We start from the raw sequence: 16,969 nt of genomic DNA, 5'->3' as shown, positions 1-16,969 counted from the left end.
CGGCCTACGGAATTCACTATGCTCGGATCGAACCCTGGTCGAAGCTTCTCATCTTTCCCCGCATGGGAGAACCATGGGGCATTGTGCTTTTGGAGAGTGCTAAAGAATCTGGAAGTGATGGTGGTGGGGGAAGGATTCGAACCTTCGAAGTCGATGACGGCAGATTTACAGTCTGCTCCCTTTGGCCGCTCGGGAACCCCACCACGGGGTAATGCTTTTAACTGGCCTGCTTCCTGTTGGAAGCGGGGCGCATCATATCAAATGAGACGCCCCTGTAAAGCATTCCTTTAGGAAAATGAAGCTGTTTGCCTGCTTTTTATCCGTAAAGGCGTAAAGCTAATCAATTCATTTTCCGAGGGATTAAAGAATAATCGTTCTGTTGCCGTACACAAAGACGCGCTGAGCAAGTACCTGATAAAGCGCACGGCTCAGTACGTTCTTCTCAACGTCACGGCCAGCTCGCATCATATCTTCTGCCGTGTAGGTGTGATCCACGTGGATCACGTCCTGCATGATGATTGGGCCTTCGTCCAGATTATCATTCACGTAGTGCGCGGTTGCGCCAATGATCTTCACCCCACGCTCGTATGCCTGGTGGTACGGACGCGCGCCAATAAAGGCTGGCAGGAAGGAGTGGTGGATGTTGATAATTTTGTTCGGGAAGCGCGCCACGAAGGATGGCGTCAGCACGCGCATGTATTTTGCCAGCACCACGTAGTCCGGGTTATGCGCTTCAATCGCAGCAGCCATCAGGTTGTCGTGCTCTTCGCGGGTATGACCTTCATGGCTGACCAGTTCAAACGGAATGTCGAAACGTTCAACCAGCGTACGCAGCGTCTCGTGGTTGCCAATGACGGCGGCAATTTCGACGTCCAGGCCACCGTAGTTGGCTTTCATCAGCAGATCGCCCAGGCAGTGCGCCTCTTTGGTGACCAGAATGACAATGCGGCGACGACCCGCCGGGTTTAGCTCGCGCACCGAGCCTTCCGGCAGGGCGCTGTCCAGATCGGCAAGCAGGGTTGTGTCGTTGAAAATACCTTCCAGCTCGGTACGCATAAAGAAGCGACCGGTACGGTGGTCAACGAACTCGTTGTTCTGCACGATATTCAGTTCATGCTTGTAGCAAATGTTGGTAATTCGTGCGATCAGTCCTTTTTGATCGGGACAGATAGTGCGCAGAACTTTACGTTGTAATGATTGCATCGCCGGGAAATCCTGTTTATGTATTTGCGAAGTCTGAGTTGTCAGGCATTACTGCCGCAACACTTTTTAAATTTTTTTCCTGAACCACAGGGGCAGGGATCGTTACGACCGAATTGCGGACGTGTGCCGTCAATATAATACCATTGCCCGCTGTCCTTTAAGAACCGTGAGCGTTCAATGATGGCGCCGGGTTTGTTTTGTTCGCTAAAGCGGGCAACAAAACTGACATAGCCCTCGTTGGCATCGCGGCCGGGAGCGGCATCAAAGACGGTAAGGCCCAGCCAGACAGTGTTGGCAAATCCGGCTTCAATCTCTTGTCGAAAATCGGCAGCATCGCAGGACGGATGCCAGGTTTTAATCAGGTAGTCTGCGTTTTTGATCACAAAAGCAGTATACCGCGAGCGCATAAGGTGTGACGGGTCTGGTGCAACCTGCTCGCCAGAAAGATATCGCTGGCAACATAGGCTATACTCCAGAGCGCTACCACAGGGGCAGAGTTGAGACACGATTCTCTTCCTGGAACAAAAAATAAGGCGTTAAACGCTTAAGGTAGCAATATGTTAACTGAGCAGGTGCGTTGACGCTATGTCGGGAATCCAGGGGAAGTAAAACAGGGCTAATGAGAAAGGTAAAAATTGGACTGGCGTTGGGTTCAGGTGCAGCCCGGGGTTGGTCACATATTGGCGTTATCAATACCTTAAACCAGATGGGGATTGACGTTGATATTGTTGCAGGATGTTCTATCGGGTCGCTGGTCGGATCCGCGTACGCCTGCGGTAAGCTCCCGCAGCTTGAAAGCTGGGTGCGCTCCTTTAGTTACTGGGATGTACTGCGCCTGATGGATCTCTCCTGGCAGCGTGGCGGCCTGCTGCGCGGCGAACGCGTATTCAATCAGTTTCGTAAGATAATGCCCCTCGCTGACTTCAGCCACTGCCAAATGCCTTTCGGTGCCGTTGCAACCAACCTCAGTACGGGCAGGGAGTTATGGCTCACCGAAGGGGATATTCATCTCGCCGTTCGCGCATCCTGTAGCATGCCTGGGTTAATGGCGCCTGTGCCTCATAATGGCTACTGGCTCGTTGATGGTGGCGTGGTGAATCCTGTCCCCATCTCTCTGACGCGCGCCATGGGGGCAGATATCGTCATTGCAGTGGATTTACAGCACGACGCTCACCTTATGCAGCAGGATTTGATGCCGGTTAATCTTCAGAGCGATGATGCGGAAGAAGAGAAACTTGCCTGGCATGCGCGTTTACGCGGCAGAATAGGGCGCCTGACTGCCCGTCGCACGGTGACCGCGCCGAACGCTATTGAAATCATGACGACCTCCATTCAAATTCTTGAGAATCGCCTGAAGCGAAACCGTATGGCTGGCGATCCTCCGGATATTCTTATTCAGCCCTATTGTCCACAAATCTCTACCCTTGATTTCCACCGGGCTGAGGCCGCCATAGCAGCGGGCTCGTTAGCCGTCGAAAAGAAAATAGATGAACTGTTGCCTTTTGTGCGTACAGCACGTTAAGCACTTTTTTGATTACTTCAGCAAAATCTGACAGGCGATAGTACCAATAGCATGCCACTATTGAGTAACTGTCATCCAGGGGAGGAACCATGACACAGCCATTGGCCGGAAAACATATTTTGATAGTAGAAGACGAGCCCGTTTTCCGATCGCTACTGGATTCGTGGTTATCCTCACTGGGTGCAACCACGTCCCTTGCCGAAGATGGCGTCGAGGCACTGGAAAAAATGGCCAGCATGGCGCCTGATCTGATGATCTGCGATCTCGAGATGCCGCGCATGGACGGATTAATGCTGGTGGAAAACCTGCGTAACGAAGGTTATCAGACACCGATACTGGTGATCTCGGCGACCGAAAATATGGCGGATATTGCTAAGGCGTTGCGTTTGGGTGTGCAGGATATCCTGCTCAAACCGGTTAAAGATTTAAACCGACTGCGTGAAACGGTGTTGGCCTGCCTGTATCCCAATATGTTTAATTCCCGGGTGGAAGAAGAAGAACGTCTTTTCCAGGACTGGGATGCTTTAGTCAGTAATCCGCTCGCGGCCGCGAAGCTGCTTCAGGAACTTCAGCCGCCGGTGCAGCAAAATATCTCTCATTGCAGAGTAAATTATCGCCAGCTGGTAGCGGCTGACCAGCCTGGACTGGTGCTGGATATTGCGCCGCTATCAGATTCCGACCTCGCTTTTTATTGCCTGGATGTTACCCGAGCGGGTGATAACGGCGTTCTGGCGGCCTTATTACTCCGTGCGCTGTTTAATGGATTGCTACAGGAACAATTATCCCATCAAGGGCAACGACTTCCTGAGTTAGGCAGTTTACTAAAACAGGTCAACCAACTTTTTCGCCAGGCCAATTTGCCGGGGCAGTTCCCGCTTCTGGTTGGCTATTATCACAGCGGGTTGAATAACCTTATTCTGGTCTCTGCTGGATTAAATGCCACGCTGAATACCGGCGAACACCATATACAGGTGAGTAACGGTGTGCCGTTGGGAACGTTGGGTAATACTTACCTTAATCAAATTAGCCATCGCTGCACCTCCTGGCAGTGCCAAATTTGGGGTGCCGGTGGGCGGTTACGCTTAATGTTGTCCACGGAGTAAGCAGTCAGATTTTATTTTTCAGATTGCTTTACCTGTGTTTTTGCTGGCAGTGCTACTATCGCTGCAAGTTTCATGCGTATTTGTCTTAATTGATCGGCAACGCGTTCTTTTCAGACCCGTATTAGTGGCTGAGACTGTATACTCAACGCGTTATTCAATGCATAAAAGTTCAAAACTTGAACAGTTCAGGAGAATTTCAATGGCTGCCCTAAATTCGAAAGTCAGAAAGGCCGTTATCCCGGTGGCGGGATTGGGTACCAGGATGTTGCCAGCGACGAAGGCAATCCCAAAAGAGATGCTGCCTCTGGTTGATAAGCCATTAATCCAGTATGTCGTGAATGAGTGTATTGCGGCAGGTATCACCGAAATTGTACTGGTGACGCATTCATCTAAAAACTCTATCGAAAACCATTTCGATACCAGTTTCGAACTCGAAGCAATGCTGGAAAAACGCGTAAAGCGCCAGCTGCTGGAGGAAGTGCAGTCTATTTGCCCTCCACACGTTACCATTATGCAGGTTCGTCAGGGCCTGGCGAAGGGCCTGGGGCACGCAGTATTGTGTGCACATCCGGTAGTGGGTGATGAGCCGGTCGCGGTTATTCTGCCAGACGTGATCCTTGATGAGTATGAGTCCGATCTTTCCCAGGAAAACCTGGCGGAAATGATTAAACGCTTCGACGAAACCGGCAGCAGCCAGATTATGGTTGAGCCAGTCGACGATGTGACTGCTTACGGTGTGGTTGACTGCAAAGGTGTTGCCCTGCAACCTGGTGAAAGCGTACCAATGGTTGGCGTTGTTGAAAAACCTAAAGCGGACGTCGCGCCGTCTAACCTTGCTGTCGTTGGCCGTTACGTACTGAGTGCTGAAATCTGGGCGCTGCTGGCCAAAACGCCTCCGGGTTCGGGCGATGAAATCCAGCTGACGGATGCTATCGATATGCTGATCGAGAAAGAGACCGTGGAAGCCTACCACATGAAAGGTAAGAGCCATGACTGCGGTAATAAGCTCGGTTATATGCAGGCATTCGTCGAATATGGCATTCGCCATAACAGCCTGGGTGAAGAATTTAAAGCCTGGCTCAAAGGTAGCGTGGGTATTAAGTAATAAACTCACGGACCAGTGAACAAGACCGGTGTGGCGATGCCCACCGGTTTTTTTATGCCTGTCGATCCGTAATTGGCTGGAGATTGTCAAGGACGTTAAATAGTGAGCCAGGCAATATGACAGAATGTAAGGAGATGTTTGGGGAATATTATGGGCATAAAAAATCCCGCATTAAGCGGGATTTTTCAGAATCTTTCCAGATTAATCCTTGATCAGGAAGTCATCCAGTTGTTTACCTTGTTCGTCCATAGCTTTCTTGATTACAGCAGGAGTACGACCCTGGCCGGTCCAGGTTTTCTCTTCGCCGTTCTCGTCGATGTAGCTATATTTAGCAGGACGTGCTGCGCGTTTTGCTTTGGTACCGGTTTTAGCCGCAGCCATGCTGTTCAGCAATTCGTTTGGATCGATACCATCGGCAATCAGCATTTCGCGATACTGTTGCAGTTTACGTGTACGTTCTTCGATTTCAGCCGCAGCTGCGCTTTCTTCTTCACGACGTTCGTTAACGACAACTTCTAATTTTTCGAGCATCTCTTCAAGCGTTTCAAGGGTACATTCTCTTGCCTGCGCACGAAGAGTACGGATGTTGTTCAGAATTTTAAGTGCTTCGCTCATTGTAGTAATCTCAAACTTATAATGGGGGTGGGTTTGTTGTCCTAATAATAGAGCGTTAATTTCACTTGTGCAATAGGTTGGAATGTAAGGAATTCAAAAAATACAAAATTAATGACGCTATTATTAATTACGCTAACTTAAATTTCATTGTTTGCTGGGGCGATGAGATATCGTTTCAAACGGCAAAAGCGCGTCATTTGCATGTTTGTTTTGTGACTTTTACCTCAGGAATTATAGTTGCGGTTGATAAATATCAGCCTTTCGTATTACTCCGGCTAAGCGCAGCGAACAGAAGAATAGTTAATAAATAGTGAATTTTAAAGATTGCAGAAGCCACTATAAAAAGAAGTGTTATCTCCGGTGTCGAGCTCGCCTTATTGTCCGTGCTAAAAGCCTTTACTGTCTGTTTTAACGCATTATTTTGCGCTATCAACGAAGAGTTTATTGGTGCAGAACAGCCTGGAGCACGCAGCCCGCCGCTGATGACAATACAAAATATGGTACAATGATCCATCGGGAATATTACACATTGATTAGGGTTCTTCGGCCAATGGCACAACTTTATTTCTACTATTCGGCAATGAATGCAGGGAAATCGACGGCGTTACTGCAATCCTCATACAATTATCAGGAGCGGGGGATGCGTACCGTTGTTTATACCGCCGAAATCGACGATCGCTTTGGGGCAGGGAAGGTAAGCTCAAGAATAGGGCTCTCGTCGCCTGCAAGGCTGTTTAACCCTGAAACGGACCTGCTTGAGGACATTCGTGCCCAGCATGCCTCTAAGCCTGTCCATTGCGTGCTGGTAGATGAAAGCCAGTTCCTGACCCGTGAGCAGGTCCATGCGCTTTCAGAGGTCGTTGATGAGCTGGATATTCCCGTTCTTTGCTATGGATTACGCACTGACTTTCGCGGTGAGTTATTTGCCGGTAGCCAGTATCTGCTCGCCTGGTCGGATAAGCTGGTTGAGCTGAAAACTATCTGCTTTTGTGGCCGCAAGGCAAGTATGGTTCTTCGCCTGGACCAGTCGGGTAAGCCTTATGCTGATGGCGAGCAGGTGGTGATAGGGGGCAATGAACGTTATGTCTCGGTCTGCCGCAAGCATTATAAAGAGGCGCTGGCTGTAGGCTCGCTGACGGCGTTACAGGGCGACAATCGCAAATAAAAAAATGTCTTACGGATCCTCAGATATAAAAAAACCCGCCAGCGGCGGGTTTTTTTCACACTGTCAATCAAGCATTTTTCTTCGCTTTCTTGTCAGCCTTTACAACTGCGGGGATGTCAACTTTTACGGCAGCGACATCGCTTTCAGTGAAGTTACGACCGTAATAGGTATCCAGCAGGATCTGTTTCAGTTCGGAAATCAGTGGGTAGCGCGGGTTAGCACCAGTACACTGGTCATCGAATGCATCTTCAGACAGCTTATCTACGTGAGCGAGGAAGTCAGCTTCCTGAACGCCTGCTTCGCGGATAGATTTAGGAATACCCAGTTCAGCCTTCAGGCTTTCCAGCCATGCCAGCAGTTTCTCGATCTTCGCTGCAGTACGGTCGCCCGGTGCGCTCAGACCCAGGTGGTCTGCGATTTCAGCGTAGCGACGACGAGCTTGCGGACGGTCGTACTGGCTGAATGCAGTCTGCTTGGTTGGGTTGTCGTTGGCGTTATAGCGGATAACGTTGCTGATCAACAGGGCGTTCGCCAGACCGTGAGGAATGTGGAACTGTGAACCCAGCTTGTGCGCCATGGAGTGACAGACACCCAGGAAGGCGTTAGCAAATGCAATGCCCGCGATGGTTGCCGCACTGTGTACACGTTCACGAGCTACAGGGTTTTTCGCACCTTCGTTGTAAGAAGCTGGCAGGTTTTCTTTCAGCAGTTTCAGTGCCTGTAAAGCCTGACCGTCAGAGAACTCAGAAGCCAGTACGGAAACGTAAGCTTCCAGGGCGTGAGTTACCGCATCCAGACCACCGAACGCACACAGTGATTTCGGCATTTCCATGACCAGGTTGGCGTCAACGATAGCCATATCTGGCGTCAGTGCGTAGTCAGCCAGCGGATATTTCTGACCCGTTGCGTCATCAGTCACAACAGCAAATGGCGTCACTTCTGAACCGGTACCGGAAGTGGTGGTGACGGCGATCATTTTCGCTTTCACGCCCATTTTCGGGAACTTGTAGATACGTTTACGGATATCCATAAAGCGCAGCGCCAGTTCTTCGAAGTGGGTTTCCGGATGCTCGTACATGACCCACATAATTTTCGCGGCGTCCATTGGGGAACCGCCACCCAGTGCGATGATCACATCAGGTTTGAAGGAGTTAGCCAGTTCAGCGCCTTTACGTACAACGCTCAGGGTTGGGTCAGCTTCAACTTCAAAGAAGACTTCAGTTTCGACGCCAGACGCTTTCAGAACAGAGGTGATCTGGTCTGCATAGCCATTGTTGAACAGGAAACGGTCAGTCACGATGAGCGCACGTTTGTGGCCATCAGTAATCACTTCGTCCAGCGCGATTGGCAGAGAGCCGCGGCGGAAGTAGATAGATTTCGGAAGTTTGTGCCACAACATGTTTTCAGCTCGCTTAGCAACGGTTTTCTTGTTGATCAGGTGTTTTGGACCAACGTTTTCAGAGATGGAGTTACCACCCCAGGAACCACAACCCAGAGTCAGGGAAGGTGCGAGTTTGAAGTTATACAGGTCACCGATACCACCCTGAGAAGCAGGGGTGTTGATCAGGATACGTGCCGTCTTCATCTTCTGACCGAAGTAAGCAACACGCTCTGGCTGGTTATCCTGGTCGGTGTACAGGCAAGAGGTGTGGCCGATACCGCCCATCGCCACCAGCTTCTCTGCTTTTTCTACCGCGTCATCGAAATCTTTCGCACGGTACATTGCCAGTGTCGGGGACAGTTTTTCGTGAGCAAACGGCTCACTTTCATCAACGACTTTCACTTCACCAATCAGAATCTTGGTGGTAGCAGGGACGCTAAAGCCGGCGAGTTCAGCGATTTTATACGCTGGCTGACCTACGATAGCTGCGTTCAGTGCACCATTTTTCAGAATCACGTCCTGAACGGCTTTCAGTTCTTTACCTTGCAACAGGTAGCCGCCGTGGCTGGCGAAACGTTCACGAACGGCGTCGTATACCGAATCAACCACGACAACAGACTGTTCAGATGCACAGATAACGCCGTTATCGAAGGTTTTCGACATCAGCACAGAGGCAACTGCACGCTTGATATCTGCCGTTTCGTCGATCACAACAGGAGTATTACCTGCGCCTACGCCGATGGCTGGTTTACCGGAGCTGTATGCTGCTTTAACCATACCAGGACCGCCGGTCGCCAGGATTAGGTTAATGTCCGGGTGATGCATCAGGGCATTGGACAGTTCAACAGAAGGTTGGTCGATCCAACCGATCAGATCTTTTGGCGCACCCGCAGCAATGGCAGCCTGAAGCACGATATCCGCTGCTTTGTTGGTGGCGTCTTTCGCACGTGGATGCGGGGAGAAAATGATTGCGTTACGTGTTTTCAGACTGATAAGAGATTTGAAGATGGCGGTAGAGGTTGGGTTAGTGGTTGGAACGATACCGCAAATAATGCCGATGGGTTCAGCGATAGTGATGGTGCCAAAAGTGTCGTCTTCTGACAGCACACCGCAGGTTTTCTCATCTTTATAGGCGTTGTAGATATACTCTGAAGCAAAGTGGTTTTTGATCACTTTATCTTCAACGATACCCATACCGGATTCGGCAACGGCCATTTTAGCGAGAGGGATTCGAGCATCTGCAGCAGCCAGAGCGGCCGCGCGGAAGATTTTATCAACCTGTTCTTGGGTGAAATTGGCATATTCACGCTGGGCTTTTTTCACGCGCTCGACGAGGGCGTTCAGTTCAGCGATATTGGTAACAGCCATAATGCTCTCCTGATAATGTTTAAACTCTTTTAGTAAACCAGCGCTCGATACGTCTGACAGTATAGTCAGAGCCGATCCCACTTGCGTAACACACAGTAAAACAAAGGATTACTCACTGCTTCCGCTCACTAATTTACTAAAAGAGCCTTACCTTAGCATCATACCTTTTTGATAGGTGATCTCCCTGGCGGCGTAATCAAGATTACTCACTTCTGAGTACGAAAATTATGATCAAGATCAATTTTGTCCTAAGCTGATACCTTTCAGCAGGGTTATTTTGTGCTAATTATTCCAGTGTTAAATAATTAAGTAACTATTGGAAGTGGCGCTATCATTGATTATACAAATGTTTAACATCATGAATTGATAACGTTTTAGAACAGATTTCTGGTGAAGTGTGCGGCTAAAAAGCGTATCTTCAGCGCGGATTTATCATTACACGCTGTCTCTCCCTGACCATGCTCAATTGCGGAGCTTAATGTGATTCAAACGCTCTTTGATTTCCCTACATATTTCAAGTTTTTTATTGGCTTGTTTGCCCTGGTCAACCCGGTAGGGATTATCCCTGTCTTCATCAGTATGACCAGTTATCAGACAGCTGCCGCGCGAAATAAAACCAACCTGACGGCAAACCTGTCGGTGGCGATTATCTTGCTTACGTCTCTTTATCTGGGGGATGCCATTCTTCAGGTCTTCGGCATCTCGATTGATTCGTTCCGAATAGCAGGCGGGATCCTGGTGGTGACGATTGCCATGTCGATGATCAGCGGCAAGTTGGGGGAGGATAAACAGAACAAGCAGGAAAAATCAGAGACAGCTATCCGCGAGAGCATCGGCGTGGTGCCACTGGCACTGCCGCTGATGGCGGGCCCGGGGGCAATCAGCTCTACCATTGTATGGGGAACACGCTATCACAGCCTGATGCACCTGATTGGCTTCTCTGTCGCCATTGCCCTGTTCGCACTTTGCTGCTGGGGCGTATTTCGTATGGCGCCATGGCTGGTTCGCTTGCTGGGACAAACGGGCATCAACGTGATTACCCGTATCATGGGTCTGTTGTTAATGGCGTTAGGCATCGAATTTATCGTTACCGGTATAAAAAGTATATTCCCCGGATTAGTACACTGACTTTCGTTTGAAAGAGCGGAGCCAGCGGCTCCGTTTTTTTACGTGAATATCAGCAAATCATATAAATAAAGTTGAAATACGCACCAGCCATAATAAGTTCTACTAATAACCCTCTTTTGTTGATTTTCAAGAGGTTGTTTATTTTCAGTTTGCTTCTCTGCCCATAAATCCTTCAAACGCTCTGTTATTTTACTCACATGATACTCTGGGGCTTGCTGACAGATAACCGAAATGATATTAGTAATTTCGACGCTGACCCAGACGAATGTGCTAAATAATAACCAGATGTTAAATTTTCGTGAAAAATCGTTCGAATTTGTCATGTCATCGCACCAGTCACGAGAGAACTCTACAACTGAATGTATTGTAAGGGTTTTACTTGTTTTTGGCGTGAAAGGTGGTCGGCGGCATAGCTACGCCTGACTCCGTAAAAGAGAAATGCTTAACAAATTTGCAAAATGTATTGGCGAGAGTTGGCACCATTTGGTACTTTCCGGCCTTATATTTTGCGGCATTAAACAAGTTGATGAGAACTATTTTCATATAGACCTCACTTAAGCTTTCCAGCACACCTCACTTACAGGGGAGAGGTGTAAAGAATCGACGCAAGATCGCCGTACGAGCGGTCAGTAATAATGAAGTCGATGATAGCAAGAAGTAAAAAAAGAACCTGACAGCAGCAAAAAAAACTCCTGCGCTGTACAGGCCCCAACAGGGGATTACACAACTGGCGAAGGCCAGTCATAATAATGAGTGGAGTATCAACACAATGTCCATCATCACAAAAAAAAGTCTGGTAGCGGCGGGGATTTTAACTGCGCTAATCGCGGGCAACGCTGCAATGGCTGCGGACGTTCCTGCTGGTGTTCAGCTGGCTGAGAAGCAAACGCTGGTACGTAATAACGGTGCGGAAGTGCAGTCTCTTGATCCGCACAAAATTGAAGGTGTTCCAGAGTCTAACGTTAACCGCGATCTGTTTGAAGGTCTGCTGGTGACTGACGTAGACGGCCACCCGGCTCCGGGCGTGGCGGAAAAATGGGACAACAAAGATTTTAAAGTCTGGACCTTCCATCTGCGTAAAGATGCCAAATGGTCTGACGGTACGCCGGTTACCGCCGAAGATTTCGTCTATAGCTGGCAGCGTCTGGCGGATCCGAATACCGCCTCCCCGTACGCGAGTTACCTCCAGTATGGCCATATCGCCAATATTGATGACATCATCACGGGTAAAAAGCCAGTAACCGACCTGGGCGTAAAAGCCATCGATGCCAACACTTTTGAAGTGACGTTGAGCGAACCTGTTCCGTACTTCTATAAGTTGCTGGTTCACCCGTCCGTTTCTCCGGTACCAAAATCCGCGGTAGAAAAATTTGGTGAAAAATGGACGCAGCCTGCGAATATCGTGACCAACGGTGCATATAAGCTGAAGGACTGGGTCGTTAACGAGCGTATGGTGCTGGAGCGCAACCCGCAGTATTGGGATAATGCCAAGACGGTTATCAATCAGGTCACCTACCTGCCAATCTCTTCTGAGGTAACGGACGTAAACCGCTACCGCAGCGGCGAAATCGACATGACCTATAACAACATGCCGATTGAACTGTTCCAGAAGCTGAAAAAAGAGATCCCGAAAGAAGTGCACGTCGATCCGTATCTGTGCACCTACTATTATGAAATTAACAACCAGAAAGCACCGTTCACCGACGTACGTGTTCGTACCGCACTGAAGCTGGCTCTGGATCGCGACATTATCGTGAATAAAGTGAAGAATCAGGGCGACCTGCCGGCTTACAGCTACACCCCGCCTTACACCGACGGTATGAAGCTGGTTGAACCTGAATGGTTCAAATGGTCCCAGGAAAAACGTAATGAAGAAGCGAAAAAGCTGCTGGCTGAAGCGGGCTATACCGCCGACAAGCCGCTGACGTTTAGTCTGCTGTACAACACCTCCGATCTGCATAAAAAACTGGCTATTGCCGTAGCGTCAATCTGGAAGAAAAATCTCGGCGTGAACGTGAAGCTGGAAAATCAGGAATGGAAAACCTTCCTCGATACGCGCCATCAGGGAACCTTTGACGTGGCACGTGCAGGATGGTGTGCGGACTATAACGAACCGACCTCATTCCTGAACACCATGCTCAGCGACAGTTCGAACAATACCGCACACTATAAGAGCCCGGCGTTTGATAAGCTGATTGGCGATACCCTGAAAGTGGCAGATGACGCCCAGCGCGCCGATCTGTACGCGAAATCAGAACAACAGCTCGATAAAGACTCTGCGATCGTTCCGGTTTACTACTACGTTAACGCCCGCCTGGTGAAACCATGGGTAGGGGGTTATACCGGTAAAGACCCGTTGGATAATATTTCCGTTAAGAATCTTTATATTATCAAGCATTAATGGCAATACGTGGGGCGAGCGAGCTTGCCCCACTGTGTCTATTTTGTAACATTCATCAGGCACACGCCAGAAGGTACGGGCAATGTTGAAATTTATCCTGCGTCGCTGTCTTGAAGCGATTCCAACGTTATTTATTCTAATTACAATTTCCTTCTTTATGATGCGTCTTGCGCCGGGCAGTCCTTTTACCGGTGAACGCACGCTTCCGCCAGAAGTTATGGCCAACATCGAAGCGAAATATCATTTAAACGATCCTATCACCACGCAGTACTTCAACTATCTGAAGCAACTTGCACACGGTGATTTTGGTCCGTCATTCAAATATAAAGACTATTCCGTTAACGACCTGGTGGCGTCCAGCTTCCCGGTATCGGCTAAATTAGGGGCTGCTGCATTTATCCTGGCCGTTGTTCTCGGTGTCACTGCGGGCGTTATCGCCGCACTAAAACAAAATACCCGATGGGATTACGCCGTAATGGGGGTCGCAATGACCGGGGTGGTTATCCCCAGCTTCGTTGTCGCGCCGTTGCTGGTCATGATATTCGCGATAACCCTTAAATGGCTGCCCGGGGGCGGCTGGAATGGCGGGGCGCTGAAGTTCATGATATTGCCGATGGTGGCATTATCTCTGGCCTACATTGCCAGTATCGCCCGTATTACGCGTGGTTCAATGATTGAAGTCCTGCACTCGAACTTTATCCGTACCGCCCGAGCGAAAGGGTTGCCGATGCGCCGGATTATTTTCCGTCACGCTCTCAAGCCTGCACTGTTACCGGTGCTCTCCTATATGGGTCCTGCATTCGTCGGCATTATTACGGGTTCAATGGTGATTGAAACCATTTATGGCCTGCCGGGCATCGGGCAGTTGTTTGTTAACGGGGCGCTTAACCGTGACTATTCGCTGGTGCTGAGCCTGACGATCCTCGTGGGCGCGCTGACCATTCTGTTTAATGCCGTTGTCGATGTGCTGTATGCCGTTATCGATCCGAAAATCCGTTACTAACTGGAGCACGCCATGATGTTGAGTAAGAAAAACAGCGAGGCGCTGGAAAACTTCAGTGAAAAGCTGGAGGTCGAAGGTCGTAGCCTTTGGCAAGACGCCCGCCGTCGTTTTATGCATAACCGTGCCGCCGTTGCCAGCCTGGTCGTGCTGGTGCTTATCGCGCTGTTCGTAACCCTGGCACCAATGCTCTCTCAGTTCACCTATTTCGATACGGACTGGGGCATGATGTCCAGCGCGCCGGATATGGAATCCGGGCACTATTTCGGTACCGACTCCTCCGGGCGTGATTTGCTGGTGCGTGTGGCGATTGGCGGCCGTATCTCCCTGATGGTTGGCATCGCGGCGGCGCTGGTGGCGGTGATCGTCGGCACGCTTTACGGTTCGCTTTCCGGTTACCTCGGCGGGAAAGTGGACTCCGTGATGATGCGTCTGCTAGAAATCCTGAACTCCTTCCCGTTCATGTTCTTCGTCATTCTGCTGGTGACCTTCTTTGGTCAAAATATCCTGCTGATCTTCGTGGCGATCGGGATGGTGTCCTGGCTGGATATGGCGCGTATTGTGCGCGGCCAGACGCTGAGCCTCAAACGTAAGGAGTTTATCGAAGCCGCACAGGTTGGTGGCGTTTCTACCGCCAATATTGTGGTGCGTCATATCGTTCCTAACGTGCTGGGCGTGGTGGTGGTATACGCCTCCCTGCTGGTGCCAAGTATGATCTTGTTTGAATCTTTCCTGAGCTTCCTGGGATTAGGTACGCAAGAGCCGTTGAGTAGCTGGGGCGCTCTGTTAAGTGACGGCGCAAACTCCATGGAAGTGTCACCGTGGTTACTGCTGTATCCGGCGGGCTTCCTGGTCGTCACCCTGTTCTGTTTCAACTTTATCGGCGATGGCCTGCGTGATGCCCTCGACCCGAAAGACCGTTAAGGAGCGCCGTCATGACCATTATTGAAACGGCAACCGCGCCACAGGCGCAACAGCGGACCAGCGCACTGCTGGACGTTAAAGACCTCCGCGTGACGTTTAAAACCCCCGACGGTGATGTGACTGCCGTTAACGATCTCAACTTCGACTTGCGTGCCGGTGAAACGCTGGGCATTGTGGGCGAATCCGGTTCCGGTAAATCCCAGACCGCATTCGCGCTGATGGGCCTGCTGGCGTCAAACGGCGTGATAGGGGGTTCGGCGACGTTTAACGGGAAAGAGATCCTGAATTTGCCGGAACATGAGCTGAACAAACTGCGCGCCGAGCAGATTTCAATGATTTTCCAGGATCCGATGACCTCCCTGAACCCCTATATGCGGGTGGGTGAACAGCTGATGGAAGTGCTGATGCTCCACAAGGGGCTGGGCAAAGCCGAAGCGTTTGAAGAGTCCGTCAAAATGCTGGATGCGGTGAAAATGCCTGAAGCACGCAAGCGCATGCGCATGTATCCGCACGAGTTCTCCGGCGGTATGCGTCAGCGCGTCATGATCGCGATGGCATTGCTTTGCCGGCCAAAACTGCTGATCGCTGATGAACCAACCACCGCCCTTGACGTGACCGTCCAGGCGCAGATCATGACGTTGCTGAACGAGCTGAAGCGTGAGTTCAACACCGCCATCATCATGATCACCCACGATTTAGGCGTCGTTGCCGGGATCTGCGACAAAGTGTTAGTCATGTATGCAGGCCGCACGATGGAATACGGTAATGCCCGCGATGTGTTCTACCAGCCAGCCCACCCGTACTCTATCGGGCTGCTGAATGCCGTACCGCGCCTCGATGCGGAAGGGGAGTCGCTGCTGACTATCCCGGGCAACCCGCCAAACCTGCTGCGTTTGCCAAAAGGCTGCCCGTTCCAGCCACGCTGTCCGCATGCGATGGAAATCTGTAACAGCGCACCGCCGCTGGAAGCGTTTGCCCCAGGCCGTCTACGCGCCTGCTTTAAGCCGCTGGAGGAGCTGGTATGAACGCAATCGACGAAAAAAGAAATGTGCTGCTCGAAATCGCTGACCTGAAGGTCCATTTCGATATCAAAGACGGTAAACAGTGGTTCTGGCAGCCAGCCAAAACCCTGAAAGCGGTGGATGGCGTCACGCTACGCCTGTACGAAGGGGAGACTCTGGGCGTGGTGGGCGAATCCGGCTGCGGCAAGTCGACGTTTGCGCGAGCGATCATCGGCCTGGTGAAAGCCACCGACGGGAAAGTGGCCTGGCTTGGCAAAGATCTGCTGGGGATGAAGCCGGATGAATGGCGCAATGTGCGCAGTGATATCCAGATGATTTTCCAGGATCCTCTGGCGTCCCTGAACCCGCGTATGACCATTGGCGAAATCATTGCCGAGCCGCTGCGCACCTATCATCCGAAGATGCCGCGCCAGGAAGTTCGCGATCGGGTGAAAGCGATGATGCTGAAGGTGGGTCTGTTGCCTAACCTCATCAACCGCTACCCTCACGAGTTTTCCGGCGGTCAGTGCCAGCGTATCGGTATCGCACGCGCGTTGATCCTTGAACCGAAACTGATTATCTGTGATGAGCCGGTTTCGGCGCTGGACGTTTCCATCCAGGCCCAGGTGGTTAACCTGCTACAGAAACTGCAACGGGAAATGGGGCTGTCGCTGATCTTCATCGCCCACGATCTGGCGGTGGTAAAACACATTTCAGACCGTGTGCTGGTCATGTATCTGGGCCACGCCGTGGAACTGGGCACGTATGATGAGGTGTACCATAATCCGCTGCACCCTTATACCAAAGCGCTGATGTCTGCGGTTCCCGTTCCGGATCCCGATCTGGAAAAAAATAAAACCATTCAGCTTCTGGAAGGTGAACTGCCTTCGCCAATCAACCCGCCTTCAGGCTGCGTATTCCGTACGCGATGCCCAATAGCCGGGCCGGAATGTGCAAAAACACGGCCGGTTCTGGAGGGCAGTTTCCGACATGCGGTTTCCTGCCTGAAAGTAGACCCGTTATAATCGCAAGGGCTGACATGATGTCAGCCCT

Annotated in this window: 14 protein-coding genes and 1 tRNA gene; 10 read left to right on the top strand and 5 right to left on the bottom strand. The window is 50.7% G+C overall.

The features are described 5' to 3' along the window. Positions 1-118: 118 nt before the first annotated feature. The 3 genes from ACQG03_RS12340 to ACQG03_RS12330 form a co-directional block, all read right to left on the bottom strand. A tRNA-Tyr gene (locus ACQG03_RS12340) sits at positions 119-203 on the bottom strand. Positions 204-360: 157 nt separating this feature from the next. After that, entirely contained in the window at positions 361-1,203 is an 843-nt protein-coding gene (gene purU / locus ACQG03_RS12335; RefSeq protein WP_003856715.1) for a formyltetrahydrofolate deformylase, read from the bottom strand. A gap of 41 nt (positions 1,204-1,244) precedes the next feature. After that, positions 1,245-1,709: a YchJ family protein gene (locus ACQG03_RS12330; protein WP_022648358.1), complete on the bottom strand. Its 465-nt coding sequence runs from the start codon at positions 1,707-1,709 to the stop codon at positions 1,245-1,247. 113 nt (positions 1,710-1,822) lie between these two features. Here ACQG03_RS12330 and rssA point away from each other — a divergent pair, with 113 nt between their 5' ends. From rssA to galU, 3 genes are all read left to right on the top strand, one after another. Further along, positions 1,823-2,725 (top strand): patatin-like phospholipase RssA, encoded by a 903-nt coding sequence (rssA, locus tag ACQG03_RS12325; protein ID WP_022648357.1) that lies wholly within the window; start codon positions 1,823-1,825, stop codon positions 2,723-2,725. 89 nt (positions 2,726-2,814) lie between these two features. Further along, positions 2,815-3,828, top strand: a complete 1,014-nt coding sequence (gene rssB / locus ACQG03_RS12320) for a two-component system response regulator RssB (protein ID WP_003856721.1) — start codon at positions 2,815-2,817, stop codon at positions 3,826-3,828. A 199-nt stretch (positions 3,829-4,027) separates the two neighbouring features. Next, entirely contained in the window at positions 4,028-4,933 is a 906-nt protein-coding gene (gene galU, locus ACQG03_RS12315; RefSeq protein WP_063162970.1) for a UTP--glucose-1-phosphate uridylyltransferase GalU, read from the top strand. 201 nt (positions 4,934-5,134) lie between these two features. Here the strand turns inward: galU and hns are convergent, their stop codons facing one another. Beyond that, complete coding sequence (gene hns, locus ACQG03_RS12310; protein WP_003856724.1) at positions 5,135-5,548, bottom strand: histone-like nucleoid-structuring protein H-NS; 414 nt, start codon at positions 5,546-5,548, stop codon at positions 5,135-5,137. 550 nt (positions 5,549-6,098) lie between these two features. On the opposite strand from hns, the gene tdk reads away from it, so the two are divergent. After that, positions 6,099-6,713, top strand: coding sequence for a thymidine kinase (gene tdk / locus ACQG03_RS12305; RefSeq protein WP_032622434.1), 615 nt, complete (start codon positions 6,099-6,101; stop codon positions 6,711-6,713). A 67-nt stretch (positions 6,714-6,780) separates the two neighbouring features. Here tdk and adhE read toward each other — a convergent pair whose 3' ends face one another. Continuing rightward, complete coding sequence (gene adhE / locus ACQG03_RS12300; RefSeq protein ID WP_022648353.1) at positions 6,781-9,462, bottom strand: bifunctional acetaldehyde-CoA/alcohol dehydrogenase; 2,682 nt, start codon at positions 9,460-9,462, stop codon at positions 6,781-6,783. A gap of 480 nt (positions 9,463-9,942) precedes the next feature. Between adhE and ACQG03_RS12295 the strand changes: the two genes are divergently transcribed. From ACQG03_RS12295 to oppF, 6 genes are all read left to right on the top strand, one after another. Continuing rightward, entirely contained in the window at positions 9,943-10,590 is a 648-nt protein-coding gene (locus ACQG03_RS12295; protein WP_017384236.1) for a YchE family NAAT transporter, read from the top strand. A gap of 769 nt (positions 10,591-11,359) precedes the next feature. After that, positions 11,360-12,991, top strand: coding sequence for an oligopeptide ABC transporter substrate-binding protein OppA (gene oppA, locus ACQG03_RS12290; RefSeq protein WP_023300277.1), 1,632 nt, complete (start codon positions 11,360-11,362; stop codon positions 12,989-12,991). 82 nt (positions 12,992-13,073) lie between these two features. Further along, positions 13,074-13,994 (top strand): oligopeptide ABC transporter permease OppB, encoded by a 921-nt coding sequence (gene oppB, locus ACQG03_RS12285; protein WP_003856738.1) that lies wholly within the window; start codon positions 13,074-13,076, stop codon positions 13,992-13,994. A 12-nt stretch (positions 13,995-14,006) separates the two neighbouring features. Then, positions 14,007-14,915: an oligopeptide ABC transporter permease OppC gene (oppC, locus tag ACQG03_RS12280; RefSeq protein WP_003856740.1), complete on the top strand. Its 909-nt coding sequence runs from the start codon at positions 14,007-14,009 to the stop codon at positions 14,913-14,915. Between the two features lie 11 nt (positions 14,916-14,926). Then, a complete protein-coding gene (locus ACQG03_RS12275) occupies positions 14,927-15,940 on the top strand; it encodes an ABC transporter ATP-binding protein (RefSeq protein WP_017384234.1) in 1,014 nt (337 codons plus the stop codon). Continuing rightward, a complete protein-coding gene (gene oppF, locus ACQG03_RS12270) occupies positions 15,937-16,941 on the top strand; it encodes a murein tripeptide/oligopeptide ABC transporter ATP-binding protein OppF (RefSeq protein WP_022648351.1) in 1,005 nt (334 codons plus the stop codon). Before ACQG03_RS12275 ends, oppF begins: the two co-directional genes overlap by 4 nt. Positions 16,942-16,969: the final 28 nt, after the last annotated feature.

The sequence above is a fragment of the Enterobacter cloacae complex sp. 342H5 genome (assembly GCF_050030905.1).
GTDB lineage: Bacteria > Pseudomonadota > Gammaproteobacteria > Enterobacterales > Enterobacteriaceae > Enterobacter > Enterobacter intestinihominis.
Note: the sequence above shows the minus strand (reverse complement) of the source record. Positions and strands in the feature narration are given on the sequence as shown.

Bases quoted from the DNA above. Each gene is read 5' to 3' on its own strand.
- purU (WP_003856715.1), bottom strand. From the start codon at position 1,203: ATGCAATCATTACAACGTAAAGTTCTGCGCACTATCTGTCCCGATCAA.
- rssA (WP_022648357.1), top strand. From the start codon at position 1,823: ATGAGAAAGGTAAAAATTGGACTGGCGTTGGGTTCAGGTGCAGCCCGG.
- rssB (WP_003856721.1), top strand. From the start codon at position 2,815: ATGACACAGCCATTGGCCGGAAAACATATTTTGATAGTAGAAGACGAG.
- galU (WP_063162970.1), top strand. From the start codon at position 4,028: ATGGCTGCCCTAAATTCGAAAGTCAGAAAGGCCGTTATCCCGGTGGCG.
- hns (WP_003856724.1), bottom strand. From the start codon at position 5,548: ATGAGCGAAGCACTTAAAATTCTGAACAACATCCGTACTCTTCGTGCG.
- tdk (WP_032622434.1), top strand. From the start codon at position 6,099: ATGGCACAACTTTATTTCTACTATTCGGCAATGAATGCAGGGAAATCG.
- adhE (WP_022648353.1), bottom strand. From the start codon at position 9,462: ATGGCTGTTACCAATATCGCTGAACTGAACGCCCTCGTCGAGCGCGTG.
- oppA (WP_023300277.1), top strand. From the start codon at position 11,360: ATGTCCATCATCACAAAAAAAAGTCTGGTAGCGGCGGGGATTTTAACT.
- oppB (WP_003856738.1), top strand. From the start codon at position 13,074: ATGTTGAAATTTATCCTGCGTCGCTGTCTTGAAGCGATTCCAACGTTA.
- oppC (WP_003856740.1), top strand. From the start codon at position 14,007: ATGATGTTGAGTAAGAAAAACAGCGAGGCGCTGGAAAACTTCAGTGAA.
- ACQG03_RS12275 (WP_017384234.1), top strand. From the start codon at position 14,927: ATGACCATTATTGAAACGGCAACCGCGCCACAGGCGCAACAGCGGACC.
- oppF (WP_022648351.1), top strand. From the start codon at position 15,937: ATGAACGCAATCGACGAAAAAAGAAATGTGCTGCTCGAAATCGCTGAC.